Consider the following 24,061-nt stretch of genomic DNA (forward strand, 5'->3'; position numbering starts at 1 on the left):
AAAATAGGAAACTGACGAAGCATCTCAGATGCTAGACAGTTTATCTTTTTTACACAGTTCTCCGCCCGTATTCAGTTCAATGAATACAGTTAACCCATCCTTTCTTTATTCTAAAATTTATAATCAGAAAGATACCAAACCCGTCAAAAAGCAAAGGGAAAATAGGAGTTGGGTGTAGTGAGCGATGCTCTCTAGACCAACTATCTTTTTCTCACTGCTTTTAGGGTGGGTTCAATTCCTTTCTTTCTTAATTTTGATGATATTGAGAAGCTTAGAGCGGCTTCTATTCAAGCCCGAACTCCCCTTCTCTTCTGAGTTTTTAGAAAAGTTTTCCGCTCGCGTTCAAATCAGAACATCTCGCTCTACCTTTCTTTTTATTATTTTTACATTTCATAGCTAGAAAAAATCGGATTCAATCATGATTCCAATAGGCCTACTTCATTTTTATTTAAAACAGTTATAAATAAATTGAGAGTTTTTTTAATCTTTTAAATCAAATCATTGACTAGAAGAAATGGGCATTTCCTACCTAATTACTTTATTATTTGACTTCTGACACAGTATGCTAGCACAAGGAAAGTGGTCTAACATTTTTGCAAATTCATAGGCTAAAACAGCTGTTACTAAGAGATACGGAAGAGAATCTATACCTAGCCCAGTGAAACCTATAACTAATCCGGTTGCAGAAATGGGCGCCCTCAAGGTCACAGACAAAAAACAAACCGATCCCAAAAGCAAAATGGTTGACTGGCTATCCAAACCTAGAATCATGCACAAAACACCAGCTCCAGCCATCCCCAAGGCAAAAGATGGCGTAAGGTTACCACCATAGGCCCCTGCCCACAGAATAATAAGAACAGCTAATGCTTTTAAGATAAATAAAAGGAGTACTGTTTTGCCATTGCTACCATTCAATACTTCCTGAGCCATCATACGTCCATTTCCAAGTAGATGTGGAAAATAACTTGCCAACCCAGCAAGAAAAAGAAAAGCTGTAGGCAATGTGAGAAGTATTCGTTTATCTTTTATTCTGTTTGAAGACACTTCTTTGCTCAAACGACCAAAAAGCCAAGCTAGTGGGGTTAAGAAAAGAAGTAATAAGGGAATAATCCATATTTCCTTTAATGACCAAATGATGGCTGGAATCTGGTAGAGAGCCTGATCTGAAATAACCCAGCCTGCTATATAGGTTGAGACATAGGTAGTCAAACCGACTAAGACAAATCGTTTAATAGATAGAGCGATTCCTAGGTTTTCAAAAACAAAGAAGACACTTGTTAATGGAACCTGATAAACAGCCGCTAAACCAGCACCAGCACCACAAGCAAGGAGAAAGATTTGATCCTTCTTAGAGAGAGAACATATTTTTCCAATTGGTCCTGCAAATAGAGTTCCAATCTCTCGTGGCGCAGCTTCTTTACCAATAGGTGCTCCCCCTCCAACTGCAATGATCTGCCAAATTGAATGAAATAGCTGTCTTAAAAAATGAAGTTTGTATTGTGAAGTCTCATCCTTCATCTGATCTTTGATGGAAAAAATCTTCGACCCTTTTTGCAAGAAATACCAGACCAAGGATGAGCCAAGACCCACGATTATTAAACTTAGTCCTATCCGTGAGGAGGAAACTCCATCTGTCAAAAATCCACTATGATGCTCTGACTGACCAAAAGCTTGCTCCTCCACCATCTCCAAAATATAGTGGAGAAATATACCAGATAAACCCGAAACTATTCCTTGCAGAATTACTGCTATAAATAATCTAAAATTATAAGGGATTTTTCGAAAAATACTCCTCAATTCTATTAACATGATTACAATTCTGCAAGAATCGCTTTCAGCAAGCCTTTGAAGTCGCCTTTAACACGTTCCGTCACTTCTACAACTTCTTCGTGGTTGAGTTCTTCTTGGAAACCTGCAGCATGGTTAGTAATACATGAAATTCCTAGAACTTTCAAACCTGAGTGAGCTGCCACAATAACTTCAGGAACAGTCGACATACCAACTGCATCTGCTCCCAGTGTCTTATAGGCGCGGATTTCTGCTGGTGTTTCATAAGTCGGACCAGTAACGCCGATATAGACACCTTCATCAAGCTTGATACCAAGTTTTTTAGCCACTTCATGGGCAGTAGCACGGTATTCTGGTGTGTAGGCTTTAGACATATCTGGGAAACGTGGACCAAAATCATCCAAGTTTTCACCCATCAATGGGTTCTGCCCCGTCATATTGATATGGTCTGAGATAGCCATCAAGGTACCAGGACCAAATCCAATACCTCCAGCTGCATTGGTTACAATGACACCTTCACATCCGAGAACTTTCATCACACGAACTGGGAAAGTCACGACTTCAAGAGGATTTCCTTCATAGAAATGGAAACGACCTTGAAGAGCCAAGACATTGCGACCTGCAAGTTCTCCATATACCAATTTACCAGCGTGACCGACTACTGTTGAACGGCCCCAGTTGGGAATATCTGCATAGTCTACTACAACTGGATTTTCGATTTCTTCTGCCAATTCTCCAAGTCCTGATCCAAGGATTAGACCGAACTCAGGTGCTTGGATTCCCTTGTCTTTCAGGAAGGCAGCTGTTTCATTGATCTTATCTAAAAATGTCATTGTGTGTCTCCTTTATTAGTTTTTTAGCATTTGACCGATTTTGTCAAAAGTTTTAGCATTACGAATGGTGATTTGGCGGTAGAAAGTCATCTTGAGTAAGTATTTGTGATAGGCTGTTTCGTAGTATGATTCTTCGGAGTATTTCCCCCAGAAAATACCAAGTTTTCCAAAATGAACGACTTCATCTTCCAGTTCCAAATTGTCTACTTTCTCAATGACTTGAGTCACATCCAAGCCCTCCGTGTAAAAGAGGACATCCTTTCGTGCCAAATCTTTGGTCCACCAATCTGGCAGATTCTTCAGCTCTTCTTCATAATCTTCCTGACTCAGCAAAGAAAAGCTCTGAATAAATGGATAATGGACTGCAAAGAAAGCCTCTAACATTTCGACCAATCGGACTTTGGCATCTGTCGAAGTAAAGAAAATATTGCCACTGTTGATGTAGGTTTCAACTTTTTCCAGTCCCAACTCTGTCAATTCTTGACGAAGTTGCGCCATGACAACTTTATTTTTCCCACCGACATTAATGCCCCTTACCAGTAAAGCATAGCGTTTCATCTTATACCAATTTATCTAAGAAACTTTCCCCGATCATGGCTGTTTCAACACCAAAGTTATCCGCAACAGTCGCTGAGATATCTGCGAAATGACCGACAGGCAGTAAACCATTTCCTTTAAAGGCAGGGCTATAGGCCAAAAGTGGGATATATTCACGAGTGTGGTCTGTTCCTGCATAAGTTGGGTCATTTCCATGGTCCGCAGTAATCAAGAGAAGGTCATTCTCTCTCATAGCTGCGATAATTTCAGGTAAGCGTTCATCAAACTCATGCAAGCAATCACGGTAACCATGAGCATCACGACGGTGGCCATAAAGGGCATCAAAATCAACCAAGTTTGTGAATGAGAATCCTTTTTCAAACTCAGCAAGGCCCATGGTCTTCAATAGTGTATCCATTCCATGGCTATTTGACTTGTTGTGACCCATATCATGATTGATACCAACACCGTTAAAGATGTCGTTGATTTTACCAACAGCATAAGTATCGATACCAGCTTCGTTCAATTTATCCAAAACAGTTGGTGCAAATGGGGAAACTGCCAAGTCACGACGGTTGGCTGTACGTGTGAAGTTTCCTGGTTCACCGACGTAAGGACGGGCAATGATACGACCAAGAAGGGCGGGACGCTCAAGAGTAATTGAGCGAGCATACTCACAGATACGGTACAATTCATCCAAAGGAATAATCTCCTCGTGGGCAGCAATTTGCAAAACAGGGTCAGCTGAAGTATAGATAATCAACTCTCCAGTTTCCATCTGACGTGGTCCAAAATCATCGATAACAGCTGTTCCTGAGTAAGGCTTATTAGCTTCACGAATGACCTTACGCCCTGAGAATTCTTCGATTTTTGTCAAAATTTCTTCTGGGAATCCGTTCCAGAAAGTATCGAAAGGCTCCGTAATATTAAGACCCATGATTTCCCAGTGTCCAGTCATAGTATCCTTACCAAGAGATACTTCCTCTAATTTTGTTGCATATCCAGTTGGATTGCTTTCAGCTGGCACAGTCTTCAATGGTGTTTCACGAGGAATATTTCCAAGACCGATTTTAGCCATGTTTGGCACATTCAAACCAACTGTTTTTGAAATGTGTCCAAGTGTATCAGAAGCTCCATCTGGAACCCTTGCATTGACAAAATTATTAGCATCTGGTGCAGCACCGATTCCTACAGAATCTAGTACCACCAAGTGAATACGATTAAATTTTGACATAATGTGTCTCCTTATTATTTTGATTATTTAGCTTTTGTTGAAGTTAAAATCTGAACTCCATCTCGTCCAGCAACGATGACCTTATCCACCATTTGATTGAATAAGCCGTGCTCCACGACACCAACGATATGGTCCAATTCTTGCCCTAAAGCAATTGGATCTTCAATGACATCCAAGGCAAGATCAATGATAAAATTCTGCATATCGGTCACAAAACGTTGGCCGTCTTTTTCACGGAAACTTGGTTTGTAGCCAGCTCGTTTAAAACGACGAAAGACCTGTTCTGCGCCATACTGAACCACTTCTACTGGCAATTTAAAAGCACCTAGTTTCTCAACTAGCTTGCTTTCATCCACCACCCAAAAGTATTTTTTTGAAGGCGTTGCGACAACCTTCTCCATGAGAAGGGCACCACCACCACCTTTGATTCCATTAAACTGACTATCCACTTCATCCGCCCCGTCGACTGTCACATCGACAAAGTCTACTTGGTCAATAGACTTGAGTGGGATATTAAGCCCTTCAGCCTGTTTACTAGTCACACTAGAAGTCGTTACAGCTGTAATCTTCAAGCCTTCTTCCTTAATACGACGACCGATTTCTTCGACAAAATAATAGGCAGTAGAACCCGTTCCCAGTCCGACAACCATCCCATCCTTGACAAACTCAGCAGCCTTGATACCTGCCATTTTCTTCAGATTTTCCACTCAAACACCTCCATTAAAGAGCTACTTTTATTATAACATCTATTCGTTTTTATTTCATGGATACACTGGAAAAACCCGAACATTTTTATTTCGGGTTTTGATGTCCTATTTAACCATGTCAGGATCGTAGTCATAAAATCCTGTATCAAGGAAACGGTTTTTAGGGTGAAGTTTACGCACTTCTTCATCCAGCAAGAAGGCTTGGTCATGGCTAAAGTTACCCTCTTGAATCAAGCTACGCGCTTGAATAAAGAGTTTTGCAATCTCAACAAAGTTCTGACCAGGAGTGTAGAGCCCTTCTAGTTTCCAGTGAGTGAAACCATGCTCTACCAATTCTGTCAATTTTGTCATCAAATCAAGGTCGTTATTGGCAAAGATATGGGTACCATGATTGTCTTCAAAAATGGAATAGTGGCTCTCTGGGTCACTTGGCTCAGCCAAGAAGAGGTCACGCTTGCGAGTCTTTTCGTCATCGATATGTGTAAAGTTATAATAGTTTTGCAAGAGAGGACGCTTAGAATGGTGAATAACGCTAGCTCCGTAAACCAAAACTTCAGCAGGAATTTCCAAAATCTCTGGCATTTTGAAGAGTTCAGCAGATGGAATTTCACGCGCCAAAACAGCCTCAGATGCGCCAGCCTTTTGTCCCCAGAAGTTAATCTGGCGACTGCTAGTTACCATGGTTGAAGCATCGTAGATGGTCTTAAAGGAATAACCATCGCGGTTGACTACGTAAAAGACACCTGCATCCCCAATCGTAATGTAGTCTGTCTTGATTTCTTCCAAAAAGTCTAAGAAAGGCTTGATACGATCCATCATATCTTGGTGCATGAGGGCGTTAACCGCAACGATCAATTCTTTACCATCATCATGAACCAGCTTAGCAATTTCACGCAATTGGTCATGACTAAAGGTTGTCGGCAGACGAAGGCCAAAATCTTTCTCACCGACATAGATACGGTCTACGCCAGCTTCGAGCAGTTGTTTAACTTGTTCAATACTTTCAGCAGTTGCTGTAATGATAATCTTTTCCATAAGAAAAATTATACCACATTTCTGGAAAATCAGCCATTCTTTAAAAATGAAAAGGGACTTTATTCTTATTGTAACCTTTCTGTAATAATTCTCTGCTGAAAAAATGATAAAATAGGTATGTACTGTTAAGGAGAGAATAATGCCCGTAAGAAAATTACAATCCTATGAGGTAGACTATCAAGAAGAATTAAGCCAGCAGGTTCCTCGCTATCAAGATTATACACCTGAAGCGCAGTCTGATGCCAATCTCAAGGAAATCCTATTTTTTGTTAATATCGCTGTTTTTTGTATCTGTATTGCTATCTTTAGTTTTATCTTTTTAGCATTAAAATTATCACCTGCTCTTGCCTTTGCCGCAGCAATCGGATCCAGCTTACTTGTCTTAAAAGTTCAGCGCTTTATCATCAAACAAAAACGTAGAAGATAAATCCAAAATATCGCCCCATCTGGAGCGATATTTTTATTTTTTCTTTTTAGATGGTGTGTGGATGGCAATCTTCACTTCAAAGATTGTTCCCTTTGGTTTATTATCTTTAACAGTAATGGTTCCTTTTAGGGCATCTACAATTTGCTTGGCTAGGGATAATCCTAACCCAAAACCACCTTTTTGACGGGTTCTAGCCTTATCCACTCGATAAAAGCGGTCAAATATTTTCTTCTTATCTTCTGCTGAAATACCGACTCCATTGTCGGAAACTAGCAAATAAAGATTACGATCAGTCGCTGAGATAAGAAAATCAATTTCACCATCCTCCTCAGTATATTTGATGGCATTATCAAATAGGATGGTCATCAGTTGTTTCAAAAGAAGTTGATCTGTGACAATCGTTCGATGGATCCGATTTTCAAAACGAAAGACACGGTCATTTTCAGAAGCAATCATCTCATAGTTTGTGAAAGTCGTATTGAAAAAACTGGTTGGAACTTCTGCAAGTTCCGGCTTAATCCCATCATCTCTACGAGCTAAGTTCAGCAAGTTTGTCGTCAAAAAACGCATATTTCGGACTTCTTCCAAACTAGACGCAATGCTTTCGCTCACATCCATAATGGTTGCTTCTGGCTTACGAAAAAGGGTCTCTAAACGATTTTGCAAAACTGCAAGTGGAGTTCGTAACTCATGACTGGCATTTTCCACAAAGGACTGTTGCTTCTGCATGCTCTCAAGCAGGGGCCGAACACTGACCCTAGCTAGATAGAGACTGGCAAGTAAAGACAAAATCCAGAAACTTGCCATCACGACCACAATCAATTTCTCGTGCTTTTGACTGGCCTGCTCCAACTGACTGGTATTAATCAAGACAGCTGCATACTTGATATTGGTTGAAACCGAACTGATATTCGTTTCCATCAAGATCATGCGATAGATTTCTTCTTGTCCATAGCTATTAAAAACCTGAATCTGATAGATATGTCCTAGTTCTTTTTTCTCTAACTTAATCTTATCCAATCCCAAAAATCGGTTTCCAGAAAGGAGCTGTGTAAAATTCTTATCAAAAAGAATAACCTCCGTATTGGAACTGACATTGGGTTTTACTTCAGTCTTACTAGTATCTGTAGCGGCATTCTCTAAATCTTTAATCTCTTCTGTTGCCCTATTTACCGCAAGCTGAATAACCGCCTGAGGATTTTCACTCAGTCCATGAAGCTTATCATCCACCGAAGTATAAAGACTCGAATGCATGACTTGTAAAATAATCAGAGTCATGGTAGAGAAAATCAGAGTGAAGACACCAAAGTTGCGGATAAAATAACTAAAGTCATCCGCATACCATGTTTTTTTTAGTTTACTGAACATCTTTTAAAATATACCCAACACTACGCAAGGTTTGCAAATTCTCTGCAAAAGTGGTTCCTTTTAATTTCTTACGGACTTTTGAAACATAGACTTCGACAACCGAAATCGTTGTATCACTATCAAATCCCCATAGACGATCAAAAATCTGAGTCTTAGGCAAAATAACATTTTGATTTTGAAGGAAATAAACCAGTAAATCGAACTCTTTCCCCAACAATTCGACAGGAGTATCTTCAACCTTAACTGTATTTGTTGACAAATTAACTACAATATTTCCATATGTCAAGGTGTTTTCATTAAACTTGCCTGAACGTTTGAGAAGGGCTTGAATCCTCATTTTAAGTTCTTCTAAGTAGAAAGGTTTGGTCAGATAATCATCCGCTCCCAGTTCAAATCCATGTCCCTTGTCATCCAAACTTTCCTTGGCAGTCATGATCAGAACTGGAGTCGTAATCCCCTTTTCACGCAATTCTTTCAAGACTTGGAAGCCGTTTTTTTCAGGTAACATCAAATCGAGCAAAATCAAGTCATAGACGCCACTTTCAGCTTCGTAGAGACCTTCTTCCCCATCAAATACCTGCATGACATCCGCAAAATCATCTAAAAAGTCAAATACTGAATTTGACAGGCCTAGGTCATCCTCAACTAATAAGATTTTTATCATGAGAAACTCCTCCTTATTAAAACTATTATACCAAATTTGCCTTAAAAAAAACTCAACTCTCTACATTTTACATGAGAAAGCTGAGTTTTCTTTTTATTTTAGGCTTATTTATGCGGTTCCGTATTGAAGAACGACTGCTTCCACTGCAGCTTTTTCACGGTTAATCAAGTCAACACGCGCTGCAATTTCCTTGTTTCCCATACCGATGTTACGGCTAAGAGCAAGGTCAGAAAGTTGCGGTTCAAAGAATTCCTTGTACTCTGCCAAGCGTTGCTGAGTCTTAAATACGTGAGCAGGAAGGATAACAAAGCTATCAAAGCTCATATCTCCTCCAAGGGCTGCCTTAATCCAAGCCCAGTTTTCACGAGCCCAAGACCATGCTGTTTCCTGAGTTGCTTGATGGCTTAAGAACTGGAAGTACCAAGCAGACAAGTCTTGTGGTTTGACCACAAATTTGTCCTTCCAAGAAGTAATCAAGGTTTGGATATTGTCCGCATCTGTACTGTAAGCAAGAGCAGCTGCCAACTGACGTTTAAAGACAGCATCTGTTGCGTGAGTATAGGTATCAAGATAAAGTGCTAACAAGTCTTTAGTCTCATGATGTTTCATCTCATTAATCAGAACTTGTGAGCGAATAGCTGCTGGAAGTCCTGCAAGATTCTCCTTGTGAGCCGCAAAAATTTGGCTAGCGACTTGACTAGCTTCTGCATCATTTGAGCGAATCATCATAGAAACAGCCAACTGACGAACCAATTCATCCTCATCTGATTCTCCGTCTTTAGCTTCAAAACCAAGACGATCATAGTTGTGACGAGCCAATTTAGCAACCAATTCTTTGAAGGCTCTTTCAGCTTCTGTTCCTTCATCGATAAAGCGCTCAAGAGCAGAAATTACTTGAGAAACAGCTGAAACGACAAGGTAAGATTCTTCCTTAGCAAGTTTATCAAGGACTGGAAGCAAGTCTGCATAAGAAATGTGCCCTGCTTCAGCAAGCAAGCGACGTTCTTGGACGATTTGCAGTTTGCTTGTGTTATCAAGCTCAACTAGGTCAGCAAGAACTGCATCTAACAAGTCTCCTTGATAGTCTGTAATATAGTGGGCTGTATTTTCAGTGTTGAGACGAAGTGCTGTTTTGTTTTCAGCAAGAAGGGCTGCGTAGCCTGGAATTTCGATACTTTCAGTTTCGAGTGTATCAGGCAAGCCTTTCCAGTTGCTGTTTAGCGGCACAACCCAGAGACGGTTCTTGTCTTCGTGCTCACCGATAAAGAATTGTTTTTGTGAGATCTTCAAGACATCATTTTCAACTTTGACAGTGAGAACTGGATAACCAGGTTGTTCCAACCAAGAATCCATAAAGGCTGCAACATCACGACCTGATGCTTGACCAAGAGCATCCCAAAGGTCACGACCTATTGTATTACTGTATTGGTGTTTTTCAAAGTAAGCATGCAAACCTTTAGCAAAATCAGCATCACCTAGCCAACGACGGAGCATGTGCATGAGGCGACTTCCTTTGGCATAGACGATAGCTCCATCAAAGAGCGTATTGATTTCATCTGGATGTTTCACTTCGACGTGAACAGATTGAACACCATCAGTCGCATCACGTTTCAAGGCAGACGGAACACCACCTGTTTGGAAATCTTCAAAGATATTCCAGCTTGGTTCAATAGCATCCACACAGACGTACTCCATCATGTTAGCAAAGCTTTCATTGAGCCAAAGGTCATCCCACCATTTCATCGTTACGAGGTTACCAAACCATTGGTGAGCCAATTCATGGGCCACAACAAGGGCAACTTGTTGACGGCTGGCAAAGGTAGAGTTCTCATCCACAACCAAGTAAACTTCACGGTAGGTCACAAGACCCCAGTTTTCCATAGCTCCAGCTGAGAAGTCAGGAAGGGCGATGTGGAGAGATTGAGGAATTGGGTACTTAACTCCATAGTAATCTTCGTAAAACTCGATAGAGCGAACAGCGATATCCAGTGAGAAATCAAGGTTAGATAGTGGGTGAGCTTTGGTTGAATAGACACCTACAAGGGTACCGTTTTTAGTTTTAGCCGTCACACCTTGCAAATCACCCGCAACAAAGGCTAACAGGTAAGAAGACATGCGAGGTGTTGTCTCAAACTTCCAGATACCTGTTTCCTTACGGTTTTCAACATCAATCTCAGGCATGTTTGACAAGGCCAATTCACCTTCTACTTGGTCAAAACGTAGAGAGAGGTCAAAAGTTGCTTTGGCTTCTGGCTCATCCACACATGGGAAGGCTTCACGCGCAAAATGGCTCTCGAACTGAGTAGACAAGACTTCCTTCTTGACTCCATCAACTGTGTAATAAGAAGGGTAAATCCCTGTCATGTTGTCTGTAATTTTTCCTGAAAAGGCGATAACCACTTCAACTTGACCTGCTTCCGCAAGTTCGATATGAAGGGCTTCATTGTCATGATCAATTGTGAATGGGCGAGCTCCCCCTGCAACTTCGACAGTGGCTATTTCCAAGTCTTTTTGGTGGAGGGAAATGCGGTCACTCTGTGCTTGACCAGTAATGGTCACCTTTCCAGAAAAAGTCTTGGTCTCACGACTCAAGTCTAAAAATAAATCATAATGTTCAGGAACAAATTGCTTAATAAAATGTTCAACTGCTTGCATAGTTTTCTCCTATTCTAAGTTTAAGAGCTGCTACTCTTCTTCAAACAAACTTATTATATCATGTTTTACTTGAGAAAAAAGGATTGGACGGTGATTTTCAAAACTTTCTTCCTTCTAATAGTCTACAGTGGGTAGACCTTGCGAAATTCTTCTAAAACAACCTTGCTTTCAGGTGTAAAAGTCAGTCCTGCTTCTTTCAGCCACTCGGCGAAACAATCCTCATGAACCTGACGCCAATAGGCTAGGGATTTGTCACCTTCCCCTTCCTTAAAGGCATGTTGAGCAGAAACTTGATTGAAGGGCTGGACAGAAACCGTTGTAATTTCAACAATACAGACAGCCTGATTTTGACTATCTAAAATGACATCAAAAGTTCCTTCTTGAGGAAGAGACTCGGCTTCTAGTGCATAGAGGTCGTAGGCTGATGCTGTTGCAGTCTTTTCGCCTCTTAAAACCAAATCTGCTAAAAGATCTGGTTCCACTCCAAAAGACCAAGCATCGATTTCATCTCCTATAGAGGGGTTGATTTTCTTATATGCATTCCACATTTCCTGCGGTGTCATGGGTGCTCCTTTTTATTAACTTTATTCTCCCTACTTCAAAGACCAGCCACCATCTATTGTCAGAATTTGACCCTGCATTGCAGCTGCCTTTCCACTGGCCAAAAAGAGACTGACTTCTGCCACTTCCTCTGGCTCGATCCAGCGCTTGATTGGTGTTTCACTAGCCACCCAGTCCGCTAAACCACCTGGCTCAAAGTCCGCAGCAGTCATAGCTGTCTTGACTGCTCCTGGAGCGATACCAAAGATCTGAATCCCAGCTTCTGCATAGTCTAAAGCCAACTGCTTGGTGAAGCCAGCCAAGGCGTGCTTCGAAGAAGTATAGGCGTGTCCACCGCCACCTGCTAGGCTAGAAGCAATAGAGCACATATTGATGATGATTCCCTTCTTATTTTCCAGCATTTGTGTCAAATAATGCCGAGTCAACTCTACTGGAGTAACGTAGTTGATTTCAAAAATCTCTTGAATTTCCTGCGCTGTCTGTTCCAAAAGTGGTTTATAATCATCCAAAACTCCCGCAGTATTGCACAAAACATCAACCCGAGGACACCAATCAAAAACAGGCTCCAAGTCCAAGGTCAAATCTCTCTGTAAAAAGTGAAAATCACCCTCTAAAACTGGATTTTCACCTTGGTCAACTCCATAAACTTGATAGCCCTTCTCTAAAAAGAGGCGAGCTTGAGCCAGACCAATCCCTGAACTCACTCCTGTAATCAATACACGTTTAGTCATTCACTTCTACCCAATCTATCGCCAAAACATCACAAGGTGTCGGACTCCACATGGAAAAACCTTTTCCTTCTCCAGACACGTTAATTAGGAAATAGGGAGTCACTTCAAGTGCAACCCCGTCTTGTTCAATGGTATCAAAAAGTTGGACATAGTTTTCAGCACCTCCCCAACCAGTTCGTACATATTTTTTCTTATCCTTTAACCCAGGTAGCATTTCTTCAAATGTCATGTTTTTCTCCTTTAATTTCAAAAATCTCCCCTTCATTATAACAAAAAAACCGCTTTACAACGGCTTTTTGACTGTGATTTATTTACATCTGCTTCTACTTACGGCAAATCATTCCCTGCAGCGATGTAAATTTCATACCATTCTTTTCTTGTTAAGCTAAAGTTTGTTGCTTGGCTAGCTTCTATCAAATGCTTTGGATTTGTTGTACCTACGACTGCCTGCATTTTTGCTGGATAACGCAATATCCAAGAAATAGCAATAGTTGAAGGGGTTACACCATATTTAATAGCTAAACGATCAAGTACTTGATTTAAAGCTTGAAATTTCTCGTTTCCAACAAAATTCCCTTTAAAATACCCAAATTGTAAGACAGACCATGCTTGAATGACCACATCGTGTAATTTGCAATATTCAAAAATGCTGCCATCTCGCATAGCTGCTTGACTATCTTCCATATTAACATGAAAACCTGATTCGAATCCTGGAGTAAAAGCCGCACTCAATTGTAACTGATTAACAGCTAACGGCTGCTTGACATCTTTTTTAAGCAACTCCATCATCATAGGATTTTGATTAGAAACTCCAAAATCTCGAACTTTACCTTGTTTATAAAGGAGATCAAAGGCTTCTGCTACTTGGTCAGATTCCATCAAAGCATCTGGTCGATGAAGAAGCAAGCTATCTAGATGATCAATCTTCAATCTTTGCAAAATTCCGTCAACTGATTTTATAATATAGTCCTTAGAAAAATCAAAATAGGTAAATTCTTCAATGCGAATGCCACATTTGGACTGAATCCACATCTTTTCTCTTAAATCTGGACGATTTTTTAGGACAAGACCTAACAGTTCTTCACAACGACCACGACCATAAATATCAGCCAAGTCAAAAGCATTGATTCCAACAGAAAGTGCTGTTTCTACAAGCTCTTCAACTTCTTTTACAGACTTATCTTTTATTCTCATCATTCCGAGAACAATTTCTGATAATTCTTTGTCATCTTGACCAAGAGTTATGTATCTCATCAAATTTTTCTCCTTTGATTCTACATTCTTCAATTAATTATAACAAAAAACCGCTTTTCAACGGCTTTTTGACTATATTTCATTCCATTTTATCTTCTTAAACCCACGGAACAAGACAAAGATTCCAATAAAGAGGACAGCTAAAGGAATAGCTTTTGTAAGAAAAACATTTGAAATTCCCATCCACTCATAGTAACGGAGCAGAGAACCTACAATAAGATGGGCAACAATCATACTGTTAAAGGGACGAAAAAACTCTTCTTTCCAATTCCAAATACTGATGACTAGAGAAAGTGTAAAGATAGATAAACTATCCCAGGGAGCAGGAAGATAAAAGGCTCCTTCTTGTATGAAACTTCCCATTCCTCCATATCCTAGAACGACTAGCAGAACAAGAATTCCAACGACAATATAAGTGCCAATTTTCATCTTAGGAGAATCTTGGACTAGCCCCCAACGTAAGATTGTGGCCACAAGTCCAAATCCAATCAGAAAAAGAAGAAGTTGCCCTAAAAAAGTAAGCAAATTGACTGTTAAGAGAGGACCTTTAGAAAAATCACTTAGTAGTTGATAATAACGTAATACCGCTAGGACAAGAATTGGCGTCAAAAGGGACTCCTTGATAGAACTGCGAGGTGCTTCCTTAAGCATCTCTTTCATTAATTTTTTAGGATTCTTACCTAGATACTCCTCTGCACTCATGCCATCTCGTTCTGCTTCGGAGAAATCTAACATCATCAAATAAATCTGCTCTCTGAGATAGTCCTCATCATAGAGAAATCCAGCAAGATTAAAACTATCCCACAGTTCCTCAAAATACTGCTGATTCTCCTCAGAAAATTCATGCAACAAAGCGCTTGTTTCTTCATAATACTTCATTTTCTTCATGGTTTAACCCCCATTCTTAATTCCTTCTACTTTTTGACTCAAATCGTCCCATTGTTGCCAAAAGACCGAGACACGCTCTTCTCCTTCTTTCGTTAACGAAAAATACTTCCGATCTGGACCATCTGGCGACGGACGCATGTCGCCTCTTATCCATTGATTTTTTTCTAACTTTTGCAACAAAGGATAAATAGTTCCTGGAACGATAGTGTCAAATCCAGCCTCTCGTAGAGTCTGAACCAACTCATAACCATATCGCTCTTTTTGACCAATCATATCCAAGACACAACCTTCAAGAACACCTTTTAATAGTTGAGTTTCTTTCATCACTTCTCCCTTCCAATCTATTTTGTAATACCTACTAGTAGCTTCATCTATAATATACCACTTTCACACTAGTTTGTAAAGCATAATAGTTAAATAAAAAAACGACAACCACTTTTCGGCAGTTATCGTTGCTTATCTTTTAATCTTTTCCACCAAGTCGACTGTTAATATTCATCATGATACTAGCTATTTTTTCACCCCAGTACGGATCTGATGCATAGCGTACATTCATTCCTGTCGCTTTATTTCCAAGATGATCTCTTCCACGGTCAATATAGTTCTCACGAATCCACTTGGCCGCACCAAGAATTCCTTTGTCTACATCATCAAATTTCTTAGCTGAATCATAGGGACTGGTATCGTAAGCAGCTATACCGAAAAAGTTATTTTTATCATTAGCAATTTGGCTACGTCCCCAAGCACTTTCTAGCGCACTGTGAGCCATTAAATAGAGAGCATTGACACCATAACGTTTTTCAGCTTCTTTAAAAATTGCTCCTTTACCAGCAAGACGGCTGTTTCGGATATTCATCATCGAATAAACTCTATTTAATTCATCCGCACTATAGTTGGTTGGTTCAGTTAAATTCTTGAAAAGGAAACGATTTTTGATAGTAAACCCATCGAAATGTTCTCCATCCTTTGAATAATACTTCTTACCAATTTTCATAGCTGAAGTATGTGGAGCTACCCGTATACTAGTGTATGGAGAAAGTTCATGGTATAGGAATCTTCCATCTGTAGTATAGTGAGGAATAAACTCACTTCCTTCATCAACTAAAGCCAAATCACTTTGATTCATATAACCGGACAAGCCTGATATTGAAACAGCTAGACGACTACCCTTGCTTTTAGAGCCATCATAGGTCACAATACTTCCCTGATTGACATAGCTCAAAATATCTCCTGATTCGCTATAAATATAGGCTGTGATTGGTTTAACCTTAAAATATTTTGGACTTTGAATCCACTTTCCATTACTCTGGAAGAAATACTCCTTATTTTTAATATTAAAACTACCAGTAACATAGCTTCCATCTTCTTTCAGGTAGTACCATGCATTGTAGTTAGGATCAAAAATCCATTCATTCTTGGCCATATAACCACCAGATTTGAGGTAATAAGCACCAATCCATTCACGTGAAGCATAAGCACCACCTGATTTTAGGTAAAACCAGCTATTATAAGATTTATCAAAAATCCATTCTTTTTCAGCCATTGCTCCACTATTCTTTAGATAGTAAGCATCTTTCCACTGATTACTAGCCATCACACCATCACTGTTAAAATAGTACCATGTGCCCTTAATCTTTTCCCATTTATTACGAAGGATTTTTCCTGAATCTGTAGCATAATACCATTTATCAGTAATCTTCACCCAAGCATTCTGAGCCATTGCTCCACTATTTTTTAGATAGTAATCATCTTTCCACTGATTACTAGCCATCACACCATCACTGTTAAAATAGTACCATGTGCCCTTAATCTTTTCCCATTTATTACGAAGGATCTTTCCTGAATCTGTAGCATAATACCATTTATCAGTAATCTTCACCCAAGCATTTTGAGCCATTGCTCCACTACTATTAAGAAGATAATCGTTCACTAGAACATTGCTAGCCATAACTCCATCTTGCTTGAAGTAATACCAAACATTGCTAATTTTTTCCCATCTATTACGAACAATCTTTCCTGAATCTGTAGCATAGTACCATTTATCCGCAATTTTTACCCAGGAATTTTCTACCATTGCTCCACTAGTTTGAAAAGCATAGTCATTAACAATAGTATTGCTGACCATGATTCCATGTTGATCAAATAAATACCAGACACCCGCAATTTTTTTCCAATTTTTGATTGGTTGATTATTCTCATAAAAAAGCCATTTCCCATGCTCTTTCTGCCAACCATTCTTATGAGCTTCTTCAACTTTTTCTTTATTTGAAATAGCCTTTTTTTTAGAATTATTTTCTTTTACAACAACTGGTTCTTTCTTTTTTTCCGTCTTTTCAGTTTCATTCTTTGTATTTTCAACAACTTTTTTCTCTTCTGAAGCTGGAGTCTGATTTTTATCTTTAGACTGATTTTTGTCCACAGATTGATTCTTATTCGTCGTTTGACTTTGGTCCGTTGTTTTACTATCTTCAGCAAAGACTGATGTTGTGGGCACAATTGCCAATGCAAGCACTGCCGTGCTTACAAGTAGTGTTCTCTTCATTTTACTCCCCTAAGTAGATATTCGTCTACATCATTCGTAATTAACTTTATTTTAACATAGTTAAAAGAAGAAAATATTACAAAATGATGAAAATTCTATTTCTTATTAACAATAAGGATGGTCTAGCTTATCTAAGGCTGGTTTTTACTTCCTTGCGTAAATCTTCCAGACTGCTAATGCCGTATTTGTCCATGGCTTTTGGCAGATTTTCGATGATATCAGGGCAGGCATAAGGATTGGTAAAGTTGGCTGTTCCAACTCCAATAGCAGATGCTCCTGCCAGATACATTTCTAGGGCAGCTTCAGCCGAATCCACTCCTCCCATTCCAATGATAGGCAGGTCTGTTGATTGGGCAACTTGGCAGATAAGCTTGAGGGCAACTGGAAAGACTGCTGGACCAGACATTCCACCTGTTCCATTGGCCAAGATTGGTTTTCTGGTTTTGAGGTCAAAGCGCATTCCAACTAGAGTATTGATCATGGTTAATCCACTTGCTCCCGCATCTTCTGCAGCTTTTGCGACAGTAACGATATCGGTCACACTAGGGGTTAATTTGACATAAACTGGCACATCAGAGGCTTCCACAGCTGCTTTCACCACATCATAAGCCAAATCTGGATCTTGACCAATCAAAAGTCCGTGATTGCAGTGGTCCACATTGGGGCAAGAAATATTGAGCTCGATAGCCTTTACATTAGTTGCCTTGGAAATCCCATGAGAAACAGCCGCATACTCTTGTTTTGAAAAACCAGCCACATTGGCAATAATAGGAAGATTTGGATACTCTCTTTCTAGCCAAGGCAGTTTTTCAGCTAAAACAGCTTCTAAACCTGGATTTTGCAAGCCGATTGCATTGAGCATGCCAGCAGGGGTCTCAGCTACTCTAGGAGTTGGATTACCAAAACGGGGTTCAAGTGTTGTCGCCTTGATCATAATAGAACCTAAAAGGTCTAAGTCATAGTACTTGGCATACTCTTGTCCAAAACCAAAACAGCCTGATGCTGGAATAATCGGATTTTTCAAATTCAATCCTGGTAGAGAAACTTGTAAACTATTTGTAGTCATGATTTTCTCCTTATAATACAACTGTTCCTGTGCGGAAAACAGGGCCATCTTCACAGACGCGTTGGCTGACCGTCTCGCTTTCTGGTACTTTTAGGACGCAGGCATAACAAGCCCCCATCCCACAAGCCATACGAGATTCTAGAGATAGATAGGCTCTTGGATGGTCATAAAAGGTTTGATTGATATACTTCATCATTCCTGGAGCCCCACATGAGTAAACAGCATCAAATTGATTGTCTAAATCCTTGATAACAACGGAAACATTTCCCTTGATACCATAAGAACCATCATCTGTCGTTACAAAGACTTGACCATATTGAGCTAATTCCGTCTCTAAAATAACAGCATCCTTATTAGCAAAACCAAGGACTGTCACTACTTTTACTCCACGCGCATGCAATTCCTTGGCCACCTCAAGTAAGGGCGGAACACCAATCCCCCCACCAACAAGGAGAACCTGGCTCTGCTCATCTAGGTCAGACAGGTCAAAACCATTTCCCTGAGGTCCCATCACATCAAGAGTATCTCCCTGACTTAAGGTTGAAAAAATAGCTGTCCCAGCTCCTTCAATCCGGTAAATGAGATGACACTGCTTCTTTACCTTATCAATAGACGAAATTGAAATAGGACGACGCAAGAGATGGGCGTCATCAGGCACACGCAGATGAAGAAATTGGCCTGCTCGCATGGCTTCAACCATTTCTCCTTCTAGAACTAATTCAAAGATTGCTGGCGCGATTTCCTCCTGTGCTACCACCTTCATGGTTTCCAAACGAATGGCACCCAAACGTTTCTTACATGTGGGATTCATGACTTTTCCTCCTTAAATTTTAAGGGGACCAGATAAAGAAAAGACCTTGCTAGTGCAAGGCCTCAGTTAAAATCGTACAACACAAGAGAGCACACTCAAAAAGTCCCCTCTAGAAAATTGTACTATTCTTTTATCTGACACCTTGTGAGTCTCTCTGGACTCCCCTTAAAGGTTAAATTTTTACTAGTATACTCTTTCATCTAAAAAAAGTCAAGTAGAAAACGAACATTCTACTTGACCTCACGAGATTATTTTTCACGAATGACTTCAACCTTGTAGCCATCAGGGTCTTTGACAAAGTAATAGTTTGGTGCAGTTCCTGGTAGACCATTTGGCTCAGTCACTTCATAGCCTTTGGCACTATGCTCTTGATGAAGCGCCTCGAGATCAGGTGTACTGAGGGCGATATGGGCAAATCCATCTCCAACCACATAAGGACCATGATCGTAGTTATAAGTCAACTCCAACTCATAGTCGTCACCCTCAAGACCTAGATAGACAATCGTGAAGGCATGGTCTGGAAAATCTCTGCGACGCAATTCTTTAAATCCAAAAGCATCTTGATAAAATGCAATTGATTTTTCAAGATTTTCTACTCGCAAGCAAGTATGTAGCATTTTTGAAGCCATATTTTTCTCCTTTATTTTTAAAAAGACTGGGACAATCCTGTTCCAGTCTTATCTGTTATTATTTACCAAGTTTTGCTTTAGCTGCATCTGCAAGAGCTGTGAAAGCTGCTGCATCGTTAACAGCCAAGTCAGCAAGCATTTTACGGTTAACTTCGATCTCAGCCAATTTCAAACCATGCATCAATTGTGAGTATGAAAGTCCGTTCATACGAGCTGCCGCATTGATACGAGTGATCCACAATTTGCGGAAGTCACGTTTTTTCTGACGACGGTCACGGTATGCATAGTAGTAAGAGTTCATTACTTGTTCTTTTGCAGTACGGAACAAGATGTGTTTAGCTCCATAGTAACCTTTTGCTAATTTAAGAATACGTTTACGACGTTTGCGTGATACAACGCCACCTTTAACACGTGCCATGTTTTATTTCCTCCAAATATTTCCTAGAATTGTTTACTTACAGTCAAGCTATTATTTCAAGCGAGTAAGCATTGCTTTGATACGTTTGTAATCTCCTGAATGCACCATAGATGCTTTACGAAGATGACGACGTTGTTTCTTAGTTTTTCCGTGGAAACGGTGAGAAGTGTAAGCACGGAAACGTTTAAGTCCACCAGAACCTGTACGTTTGAAACGTTTAGCTGATGCGCGGTGTGTTTTTTGTTTTGGCATGATTTTTTCTCCTTTATTTAACTTTCTGACAATTATTTTTTGTCAGTCGCTGGCGCCAATTGCATGAACATTTGACGTCCATCCATTTTAGCACGTTGTTCGATGATGGCAATATCTTGAGTTGCTTCAGCAAACTCGGCTAAAACTTTTGCACCAATCTCTTTATGGGTAATCATACGACCCTTAAAGCGAATAGATACCTTAACTTTATTTCCTTTTTCAAGGAATTTGCGTGCATTGCGAAGTTTTGTATCAAAGTCACCCTTGTCAATAGTTGGACTTAGACGAACTTCTTTCACAGTAACAACACTTTGTTTTTTACGTTGTTCTTTTTGCTTCTTCTGGTACTCAAACTTAAACTTACCGTAGTCCATAATTTTTGCAACAGGCGGTTTGGCTTGGGGTTGAATCAATACTAGGTCAACATTAGCGTTATCAGCCAAAGCTTGCGCTTCACTGAGTGGCTTGATGCCTAGCTGTTCTCCTTCAAGACCAATCAAGCGAACTTCACGTACACGAATCTCATCATTGATGAATAAGTCTTGCTTTGCTATGGTTTTCACCTCTTTTGTTTTATTAGAGAAAAACAATAGCGGACTCGTAAATATACAAGCCCGCACGTTATGATAGCGTTTCTTAGAAACTTTTCATCCGTAGGGCCAGGCAACTTCATGTCACAAGGCGAGAAGCTCTCACTTCTGCTTTTCTCAACTTTTATATGATACCAAGTTTTCTAGCTCTTGTCAAGATAAAAAGTTATTTTTTTGAAAAGTTTCTGCTCATTAACCAACCGTTTCGATTTTCCAATTTTTCCACCCTTTAAAGCGTATAGCTCCCTGCTGGTCAGTTCGATAAACTTTGCTGTTGATACCTTCCAGTCGTGTCAAGGTTTCCTGATGGGGGAGTTTCGTTCGATTGTTCTTTCCAACTGAAATGAGAGTCATCTCTGGTTTGAGCTGTTCTAGAAAGGCTGAACTTGATGATTTTTTAGAGCCATGTTGGCTAGTTTTCAAAACATCCACTTCTAGGTCAGGATACTGCTTCAACAAGTCCTTCTCTTCTTTCTCCTCCAAATTTCCTGTGAAGAGAAAGTACTTATTCAAAAGTTTCCCATACAGAACTAGGGAATCATCATAACCTCCATCTCCCATTTTCCTTGGAGATAGGACTTCTAACTGACTTCCAAAAATTGCCAAGTTCTCTCCTGTTGTCACACTGCGTACCTTGGTTTGAGTTGCCTGTAGTTCTGCCACAAATTCCTTCTGTTTCAGACTGCCTTTTGATACTAAGATCTCCCCTACATGGAATGCCTTGGTCACCTCCAACAAATCGCCAACATGCTCCTTGTCCGTATTTGTCAAAATTAGCTGGTCAATCTTGGCCACTCCTCGACTTTTAAGATAGGGTATCAAGGTGCGCTGGGCATTGCTGGTCGTCGCCTTTTCTTGCCATTTTTCGATTTTCTTATCAGATTCTGCCTTGCCACCTACATCTATGAGAATGGTTTTCCCAGTTACATCCCGTAGGAAAATACTTTCCCCCTGCCCAACATCCAGCATGGTGATTTCATTTTCCAGTGGATACTTGGTCAAGAAAAAGAGACCTGTAATCAATAAGCTCAACACTGCTAGCCTTTTAATGTTTTTCCTCAAATCATAGACTAAAGCCAAGGAAATTAACAATAAAATTAAAAGCCATGCATTGGGTTGTCCAAAGACTAGAGGCCTACTTGCCACCTGCGACACCAAGCGAATAATGCTTTCCAACCATTCAAAGATAAAATTCAGCTGAATGACTGGATAGAGAAAGGAAAGGGCAAATAAGATAGACAAGAGCGGTAAGAAGACCAAGTCAAATAGAAAGGAAAAGACAAAGGTCAAAAGAATGGACCAAGGTTGAAATTCTGCAAAATAGAAGGATAAAATAGGTAGTATACCCAAGGAAATAACCAGACTTTCTCTGGCAATAACCTTAAGCCCCTCCTCTTCTTTGCTAGTCATTGTCAAGATAAAAGCATAAGCACATGACAAAACTCCTCCTGCAGTCAGGAAAAAGTTGGGCATGATAATAAAGAGTACAAGCACAGTCAAGGCAAAATTATCCAAGCCCTTAACACCATGTTGAGCCAGTAACTTTTGCAAGAGACTGCGAATGACCGAAGCTGAAAATCCTGTCATACCTGCATAGATAATGGAAAAGGGATAAGTCAGCCATTTCAACTTTTCTTGAGTCAAGCCCAATCGTAAGAGAAGTTTCTTAAAACCATCCATGAAAAAACCTACCTGCATGCCTGATAAGGCAAATAGGTGGATAATTCCTAAACTAGAATAAAGCCCGTTCATCTCCTCAAAGTCTGTATCCAGATGTCCCAGTAAGAGACCCGTCATATAGTTACGCATAGGGTCTGGAAAGTGCGTCTTAATCCAAACCACAGCCTTTCGGCGTAAACTGGATAGATTTTCTCCTATATCCCAACTGCTAACCTGTTTAAGGGACTGTATTTTTTTGATATTGAGAGTCTGGAAAACTCCCTGAGTCTTCAGATAAGCCTGGTAGTCAAAGCCACCAAAATTTCTCTGCCCTTCTGGCTCTGATAGTTTTCCTTCAAGTTCCAAATCATGAAGGGCTGTTAAAGCTTGAAATTGTTCTTTCTCCTCCTCGGACTGGAGTTTATAATAGACTTGAAAAATGCGTCCATCAGACTTGCCACGAAAGGATAGACTGTCACCATTAACCTTAATAGTATCAGGCAAAATCCGTACCCTTTCAACAGAATCCGCCAAATTTTGACTTGCTTGACTCTGTTGCCAATTTTGAAAAACAAACCAAAATCCAAAGATTCCACAAATTACTAGAACTTTTCCAGCAGATTTCCAAGGAAATTGGATAAAGAGACAGACTAGCAGAAAAACAAAGCCCAACAAAGCAAGATAGGATGCAGAAAAAATGGCGTAGTAAAGCCAAAGTAACAGAAAACTAAGGTAAATTAGGGGAATAGAGAAATTCTTAATCCACTGTAACATAGTCTTTTAGCTTTTCTATGGTCTTGGCACCAATGCCAGAGACCTTCTTGAGTTCATCAACCGACTTGAACTTGCCATTTGATTCACGATGGTCGATAATATCCTTAGCTCGTTTACCACCCAGACCCTTGACCTGCTTGAGCTCTTCCAGACTGGCCTTGTTGAGATTGATTTTCTTTTCCTTGCTCGTTGAAGAGGCCGTCCCAGAAGCAGTCTGCTGACTAGCTGCTTCTTCACCCTTAGTTGGAACGTAAACCAGAGCCTCATCACTAACTTTCTGAGCTAGATTGAGTGACTTGCTGTCTGCTTGCTCTGTCAAGCCACCCGCCTTTTGAACAGCGTCATTGACCCGACTACCTACAGGCAAATCATAAATTCCAGGCGATTTAACAGCCCCCTTCACATCTACTGTGATTAGGTCTTGTTCAAAGGGTTCTTCCTTCACTTCCTTTTCGGTCGATGAATCCTTGGAAACAGCTGCAACTTCTGCCTGCAAATTCGTTTCTTTGACAGGTGTGTGTGGAGCTGGCTTTAGCAGGAAAAATCCGCCTATAAGCAAGCCCAGACCAGTACAGATGACAATGATTTTATACTCTTTTATTTTCTCGATAATTGCTTCCATATTTTCTCCTCTCTTA

Annotated in this window: 24 protein-coding genes, 1 pseudogene and 1 other annotated feature; of the genes and pseudogenes, 1 reads left to right on the plus strand and 24 read right to left on the minus strand. The window is 40.2% G+C overall.

Annotated elements, in window-relative coordinates; genetic code table 11:
- Positions 1-525: 525 nt before the first annotated feature.
- From D8855_RS02670 to D8855_RS02695, 6 genes and pseudogenes are all read right to left on the minus strand, one after another.
- Complete coding sequence (locus D8855_RS02670; protein WP_125415867.1) at positions 526-1,809, minus strand: chloride channel protein; 1,284 nt, start codon at positions 1,807-1,809, stop codon at positions 526-528.
- Positions 1,810-1,811: 2 nt separating this feature from the next.
- Positions 1,812-2,621: a purine-nucleoside phosphorylase gene (locus D8855_RS02675; RefSeq protein WP_125415870.1), complete on the minus strand. Its 810-nt coding sequence runs from the start codon at positions 2,619-2,621 to the stop codon at positions 1,812-1,814.
- A pseudogene (locus D8855_RS02680) lies at positions 2,618-3,179 on the minus strand (DUF1697 domain-containing protein). Before D8855_RS02680 ends, D8855_RS02675 begins: the two are co-directional and overlap by 4 nt.
- 1 nt (position 3,180) lies before the next feature.
- Entirely contained in the window at positions 3,181-4,392 is a 1,212-nt protein-coding gene (locus D8855_RS02685; protein WP_125415875.1) for a phosphopentomutase, read from the minus strand.
- A gap of 23 nt (positions 4,393-4,415) precedes the next feature.
- A complete protein-coding gene (gene rpiA / locus D8855_RS02690) occupies positions 4,416-5,099 on the minus strand; it encodes a ribose-5-phosphate isomerase RpiA (RefSeq protein WP_125415878.1) in 684 nt (227 codons plus the stop codon).
- A 105-nt stretch (positions 5,100-5,204) separates the two neighbouring features.
- Positions 5,205-6,134, minus strand: a complete 930-nt coding sequence (locus D8855_RS02695) for a peptidase U32 family protein (protein WP_049550878.1) — start codon at positions 6,132-6,134, stop codon at positions 5,205-5,207.
- Positions 6,135-6,273: 139 nt separating this feature from the next.
- Here D8855_RS02695 and D8855_RS02700 point away from each other — a divergent pair, with 139 nt between their 5' ends.
- Positions 6,274-6,561, plus strand: coding sequence for a DUF3270 domain-containing protein (locus D8855_RS02700; protein ID WP_001145229.1), 288 nt, complete (start codon positions 6,274-6,276; stop codon positions 6,559-6,561).
- Positions 6,562-6,594: 33 nt separating this feature from the next.
- Here the strand turns inward: D8855_RS02700 and ciaH are convergent, their stop codons facing one another.
- From ciaH to D8855_RS02790, 18 genes are all read right to left on the minus strand, one after another.
- Positions 6,595-7,929 carry a two-component system sensor histidine kinase CiaH gene (gene ciaH / locus D8855_RS02705; RefSeq protein ID WP_125415881.1) on the minus strand — a complete coding sequence of 445 codons (1,335 nt, stop codon included), beginning with the start codon at positions 7,927-7,929 and terminating at the stop codon, positions 6,595-6,597.
- Positions 7,919-8,593, minus strand: coding sequence for a two-component system response regulator CiaR (gene ciaR, locus D8855_RS02710; RefSeq protein WP_000590639.1), 675 nt, complete (start codon positions 8,591-8,593; stop codon positions 7,919-7,921). The genes ciaH and ciaR overlap by 11 nt, the downstream gene beginning before the upstream one ends.
- 108 nt (positions 8,594-8,701) lie before the next feature.
- Positions 8,702-11,248: a M1 family metallopeptidase gene (locus tag D8855_RS02715; RefSeq protein WP_125415883.1), complete on the minus strand. Its 2,547-nt coding sequence runs from the start codon at positions 11,246-11,248 to the stop codon at positions 8,702-8,704.
- 122 nt (positions 11,249-11,370) lie between these two features.
- Complete coding sequence (locus D8855_RS02720; RefSeq protein WP_125415886.1) at positions 11,371-11,811, minus strand: ASCH domain-containing protein; 441 nt, start codon at positions 11,809-11,811, stop codon at positions 11,371-11,373.
- Positions 11,812-11,841: 30 nt separating this feature from the next.
- The gene (locus D8855_RS02725) at positions 11,842-12,540 is read right to left on the minus strand and encodes a 3-oxoacyl-ACP reductase (protein WP_125415889.1); all 699 of its coding nucleotides are present in this window, start codon (positions 12,538-12,540) and stop codon (positions 11,842-11,844) included.
- Positions 12,533-12,769 (minus strand): DUF2829 domain-containing protein, encoded by a 237-nt coding sequence (locus D8855_RS02730; RefSeq protein WP_125415892.1) that lies wholly within the window; start codon positions 12,767-12,769, stop codon positions 12,533-12,535. The genes D8855_RS02725 and D8855_RS02730 overlap by 8 nt, the downstream gene beginning before the upstream one ends.
- 98 nt (positions 12,770-12,867) lie before the next feature.
- Positions 12,868-13,794 carry an aldo/keto reductase gene (locus D8855_RS02735; RefSeq protein ID WP_125415895.1) on the minus strand — a complete coding sequence of 309 codons (927 nt, stop codon included), beginning with the start codon at positions 13,792-13,794 and terminating at the stop codon, positions 12,868-12,870.
- A gap of 72 nt (positions 13,795-13,866) precedes the next feature.
- Positions 13,867-14,682, minus strand: coding sequence for a hypothetical protein (locus D8855_RS02740; protein WP_004259428.1), 816 nt, complete (start codon positions 14,680-14,682; stop codon positions 13,867-13,869).
- A 3-nt stretch (positions 14,683-14,685) separates the two neighbouring features.
- A complete protein-coding gene (locus D8855_RS02745) occupies positions 14,686-15,006 on the minus strand; it encodes a PadR family transcriptional regulator (protein ID WP_000665422.1) in 321 nt (106 codons plus the stop codon).
- A gap of 139 nt (positions 15,007-15,145) precedes the next feature.
- A complete protein-coding gene (locus D8855_RS02750; RefSeq protein WP_125415897.1) occupies positions 15,146-17,224 on the minus strand; it encodes a glucosaminidase domain-containing protein in 2,079 nt (692 codons plus the stop codon).
- A gap of 127 nt (positions 17,225-17,351) precedes the next feature.
- The gene (locus D8855_RS02755; protein ID WP_312023008.1) at positions 17,352-18,338 is read right to left on the minus strand and encodes a dihydroorotate dehydrogenase; all 987 of its coding nucleotides are present in this window, start codon (positions 18,336-18,338) and stop codon (positions 17,352-17,354) included.
- A complete protein-coding gene (locus D8855_RS02760; protein ID WP_049502504.1) occupies positions 18,301-19,101 on the minus strand; it encodes a dihydroorotate dehydrogenase electron transfer subunit in 801 nt (266 codons plus the stop codon). The genes D8855_RS02755 and D8855_RS02760 overlap by 38 nt, the downstream gene beginning before the upstream one ends.
- 248 nt (positions 19,102-19,349) lie before the next feature.
- Positions 19,350-19,730, minus strand: coding sequence for a lactoylglutathione lyase (gloA, locus tag D8855_RS02765; protein ID WP_000157153.1), 381 nt, complete (start codon positions 19,728-19,730; stop codon positions 19,350-19,352).
- A gap of 58 nt (positions 19,731-19,788) precedes the next feature.
- Entirely contained in the window at positions 19,789-20,148 is a 360-nt protein-coding gene (rplT, locus tag D8855_RS02770) for a 50S ribosomal protein L20 (protein ID WP_000124834.1), read from the minus strand.
- A gap of 51 nt (positions 20,149-20,199) precedes the next feature.
- Entirely contained in the window at positions 20,200-20,400 is a 201-nt protein-coding gene (rpmI, locus tag D8855_RS02775) for a 50S ribosomal protein L35 (RefSeq protein WP_001125943.1), read from the minus strand.
- A 32-nt stretch (positions 20,401-20,432) separates the two neighbouring features.
- Positions 20,433-20,963, minus strand: coding sequence for a translation initiation factor IF-3 (infC, locus tag D8855_RS02780; protein ID WP_000848180.1), 531 nt, complete (start codon positions 20,961-20,963; stop codon positions 20,433-20,435).
- 15 nt (positions 20,964-20,978) lie between these two features.
- Positions 20,979-21,110: a sequence feature (ribosomal protein L20 leader region), on the minus strand.
- A 72-nt stretch (positions 21,111-21,182) separates the two neighbouring features.
- Positions 21,183-23,423: a DNA internalization-related competence protein ComEC/Rec2 gene (locus tag D8855_RS02785; protein ID WP_125415903.1), complete on the minus strand. Its 2,241-nt coding sequence runs from the start codon at positions 23,421-23,423 to the stop codon at positions 21,183-21,185.
- Positions 23,407-24,045: a helix-hairpin-helix domain-containing protein gene (locus tag D8855_RS02790; RefSeq protein WP_125415906.1), complete on the minus strand. Its 639-nt coding sequence runs from the start codon at positions 24,043-24,045 to the stop codon at positions 23,407-23,409. Before D8855_RS02790 ends, D8855_RS02785 begins: the two co-directional genes overlap by 17 nt.
- Positions 24,046-24,061: the final 16 nt, after the last annotated feature.

The organism is Streptococcus mitis, assembly GCF_003942685.1.
Classification (GTDB): Bacteria; Bacillota; Bacilli; order Lactobacillales; family Streptococcaceae; genus Streptococcus; species Streptococcus mitis_CD.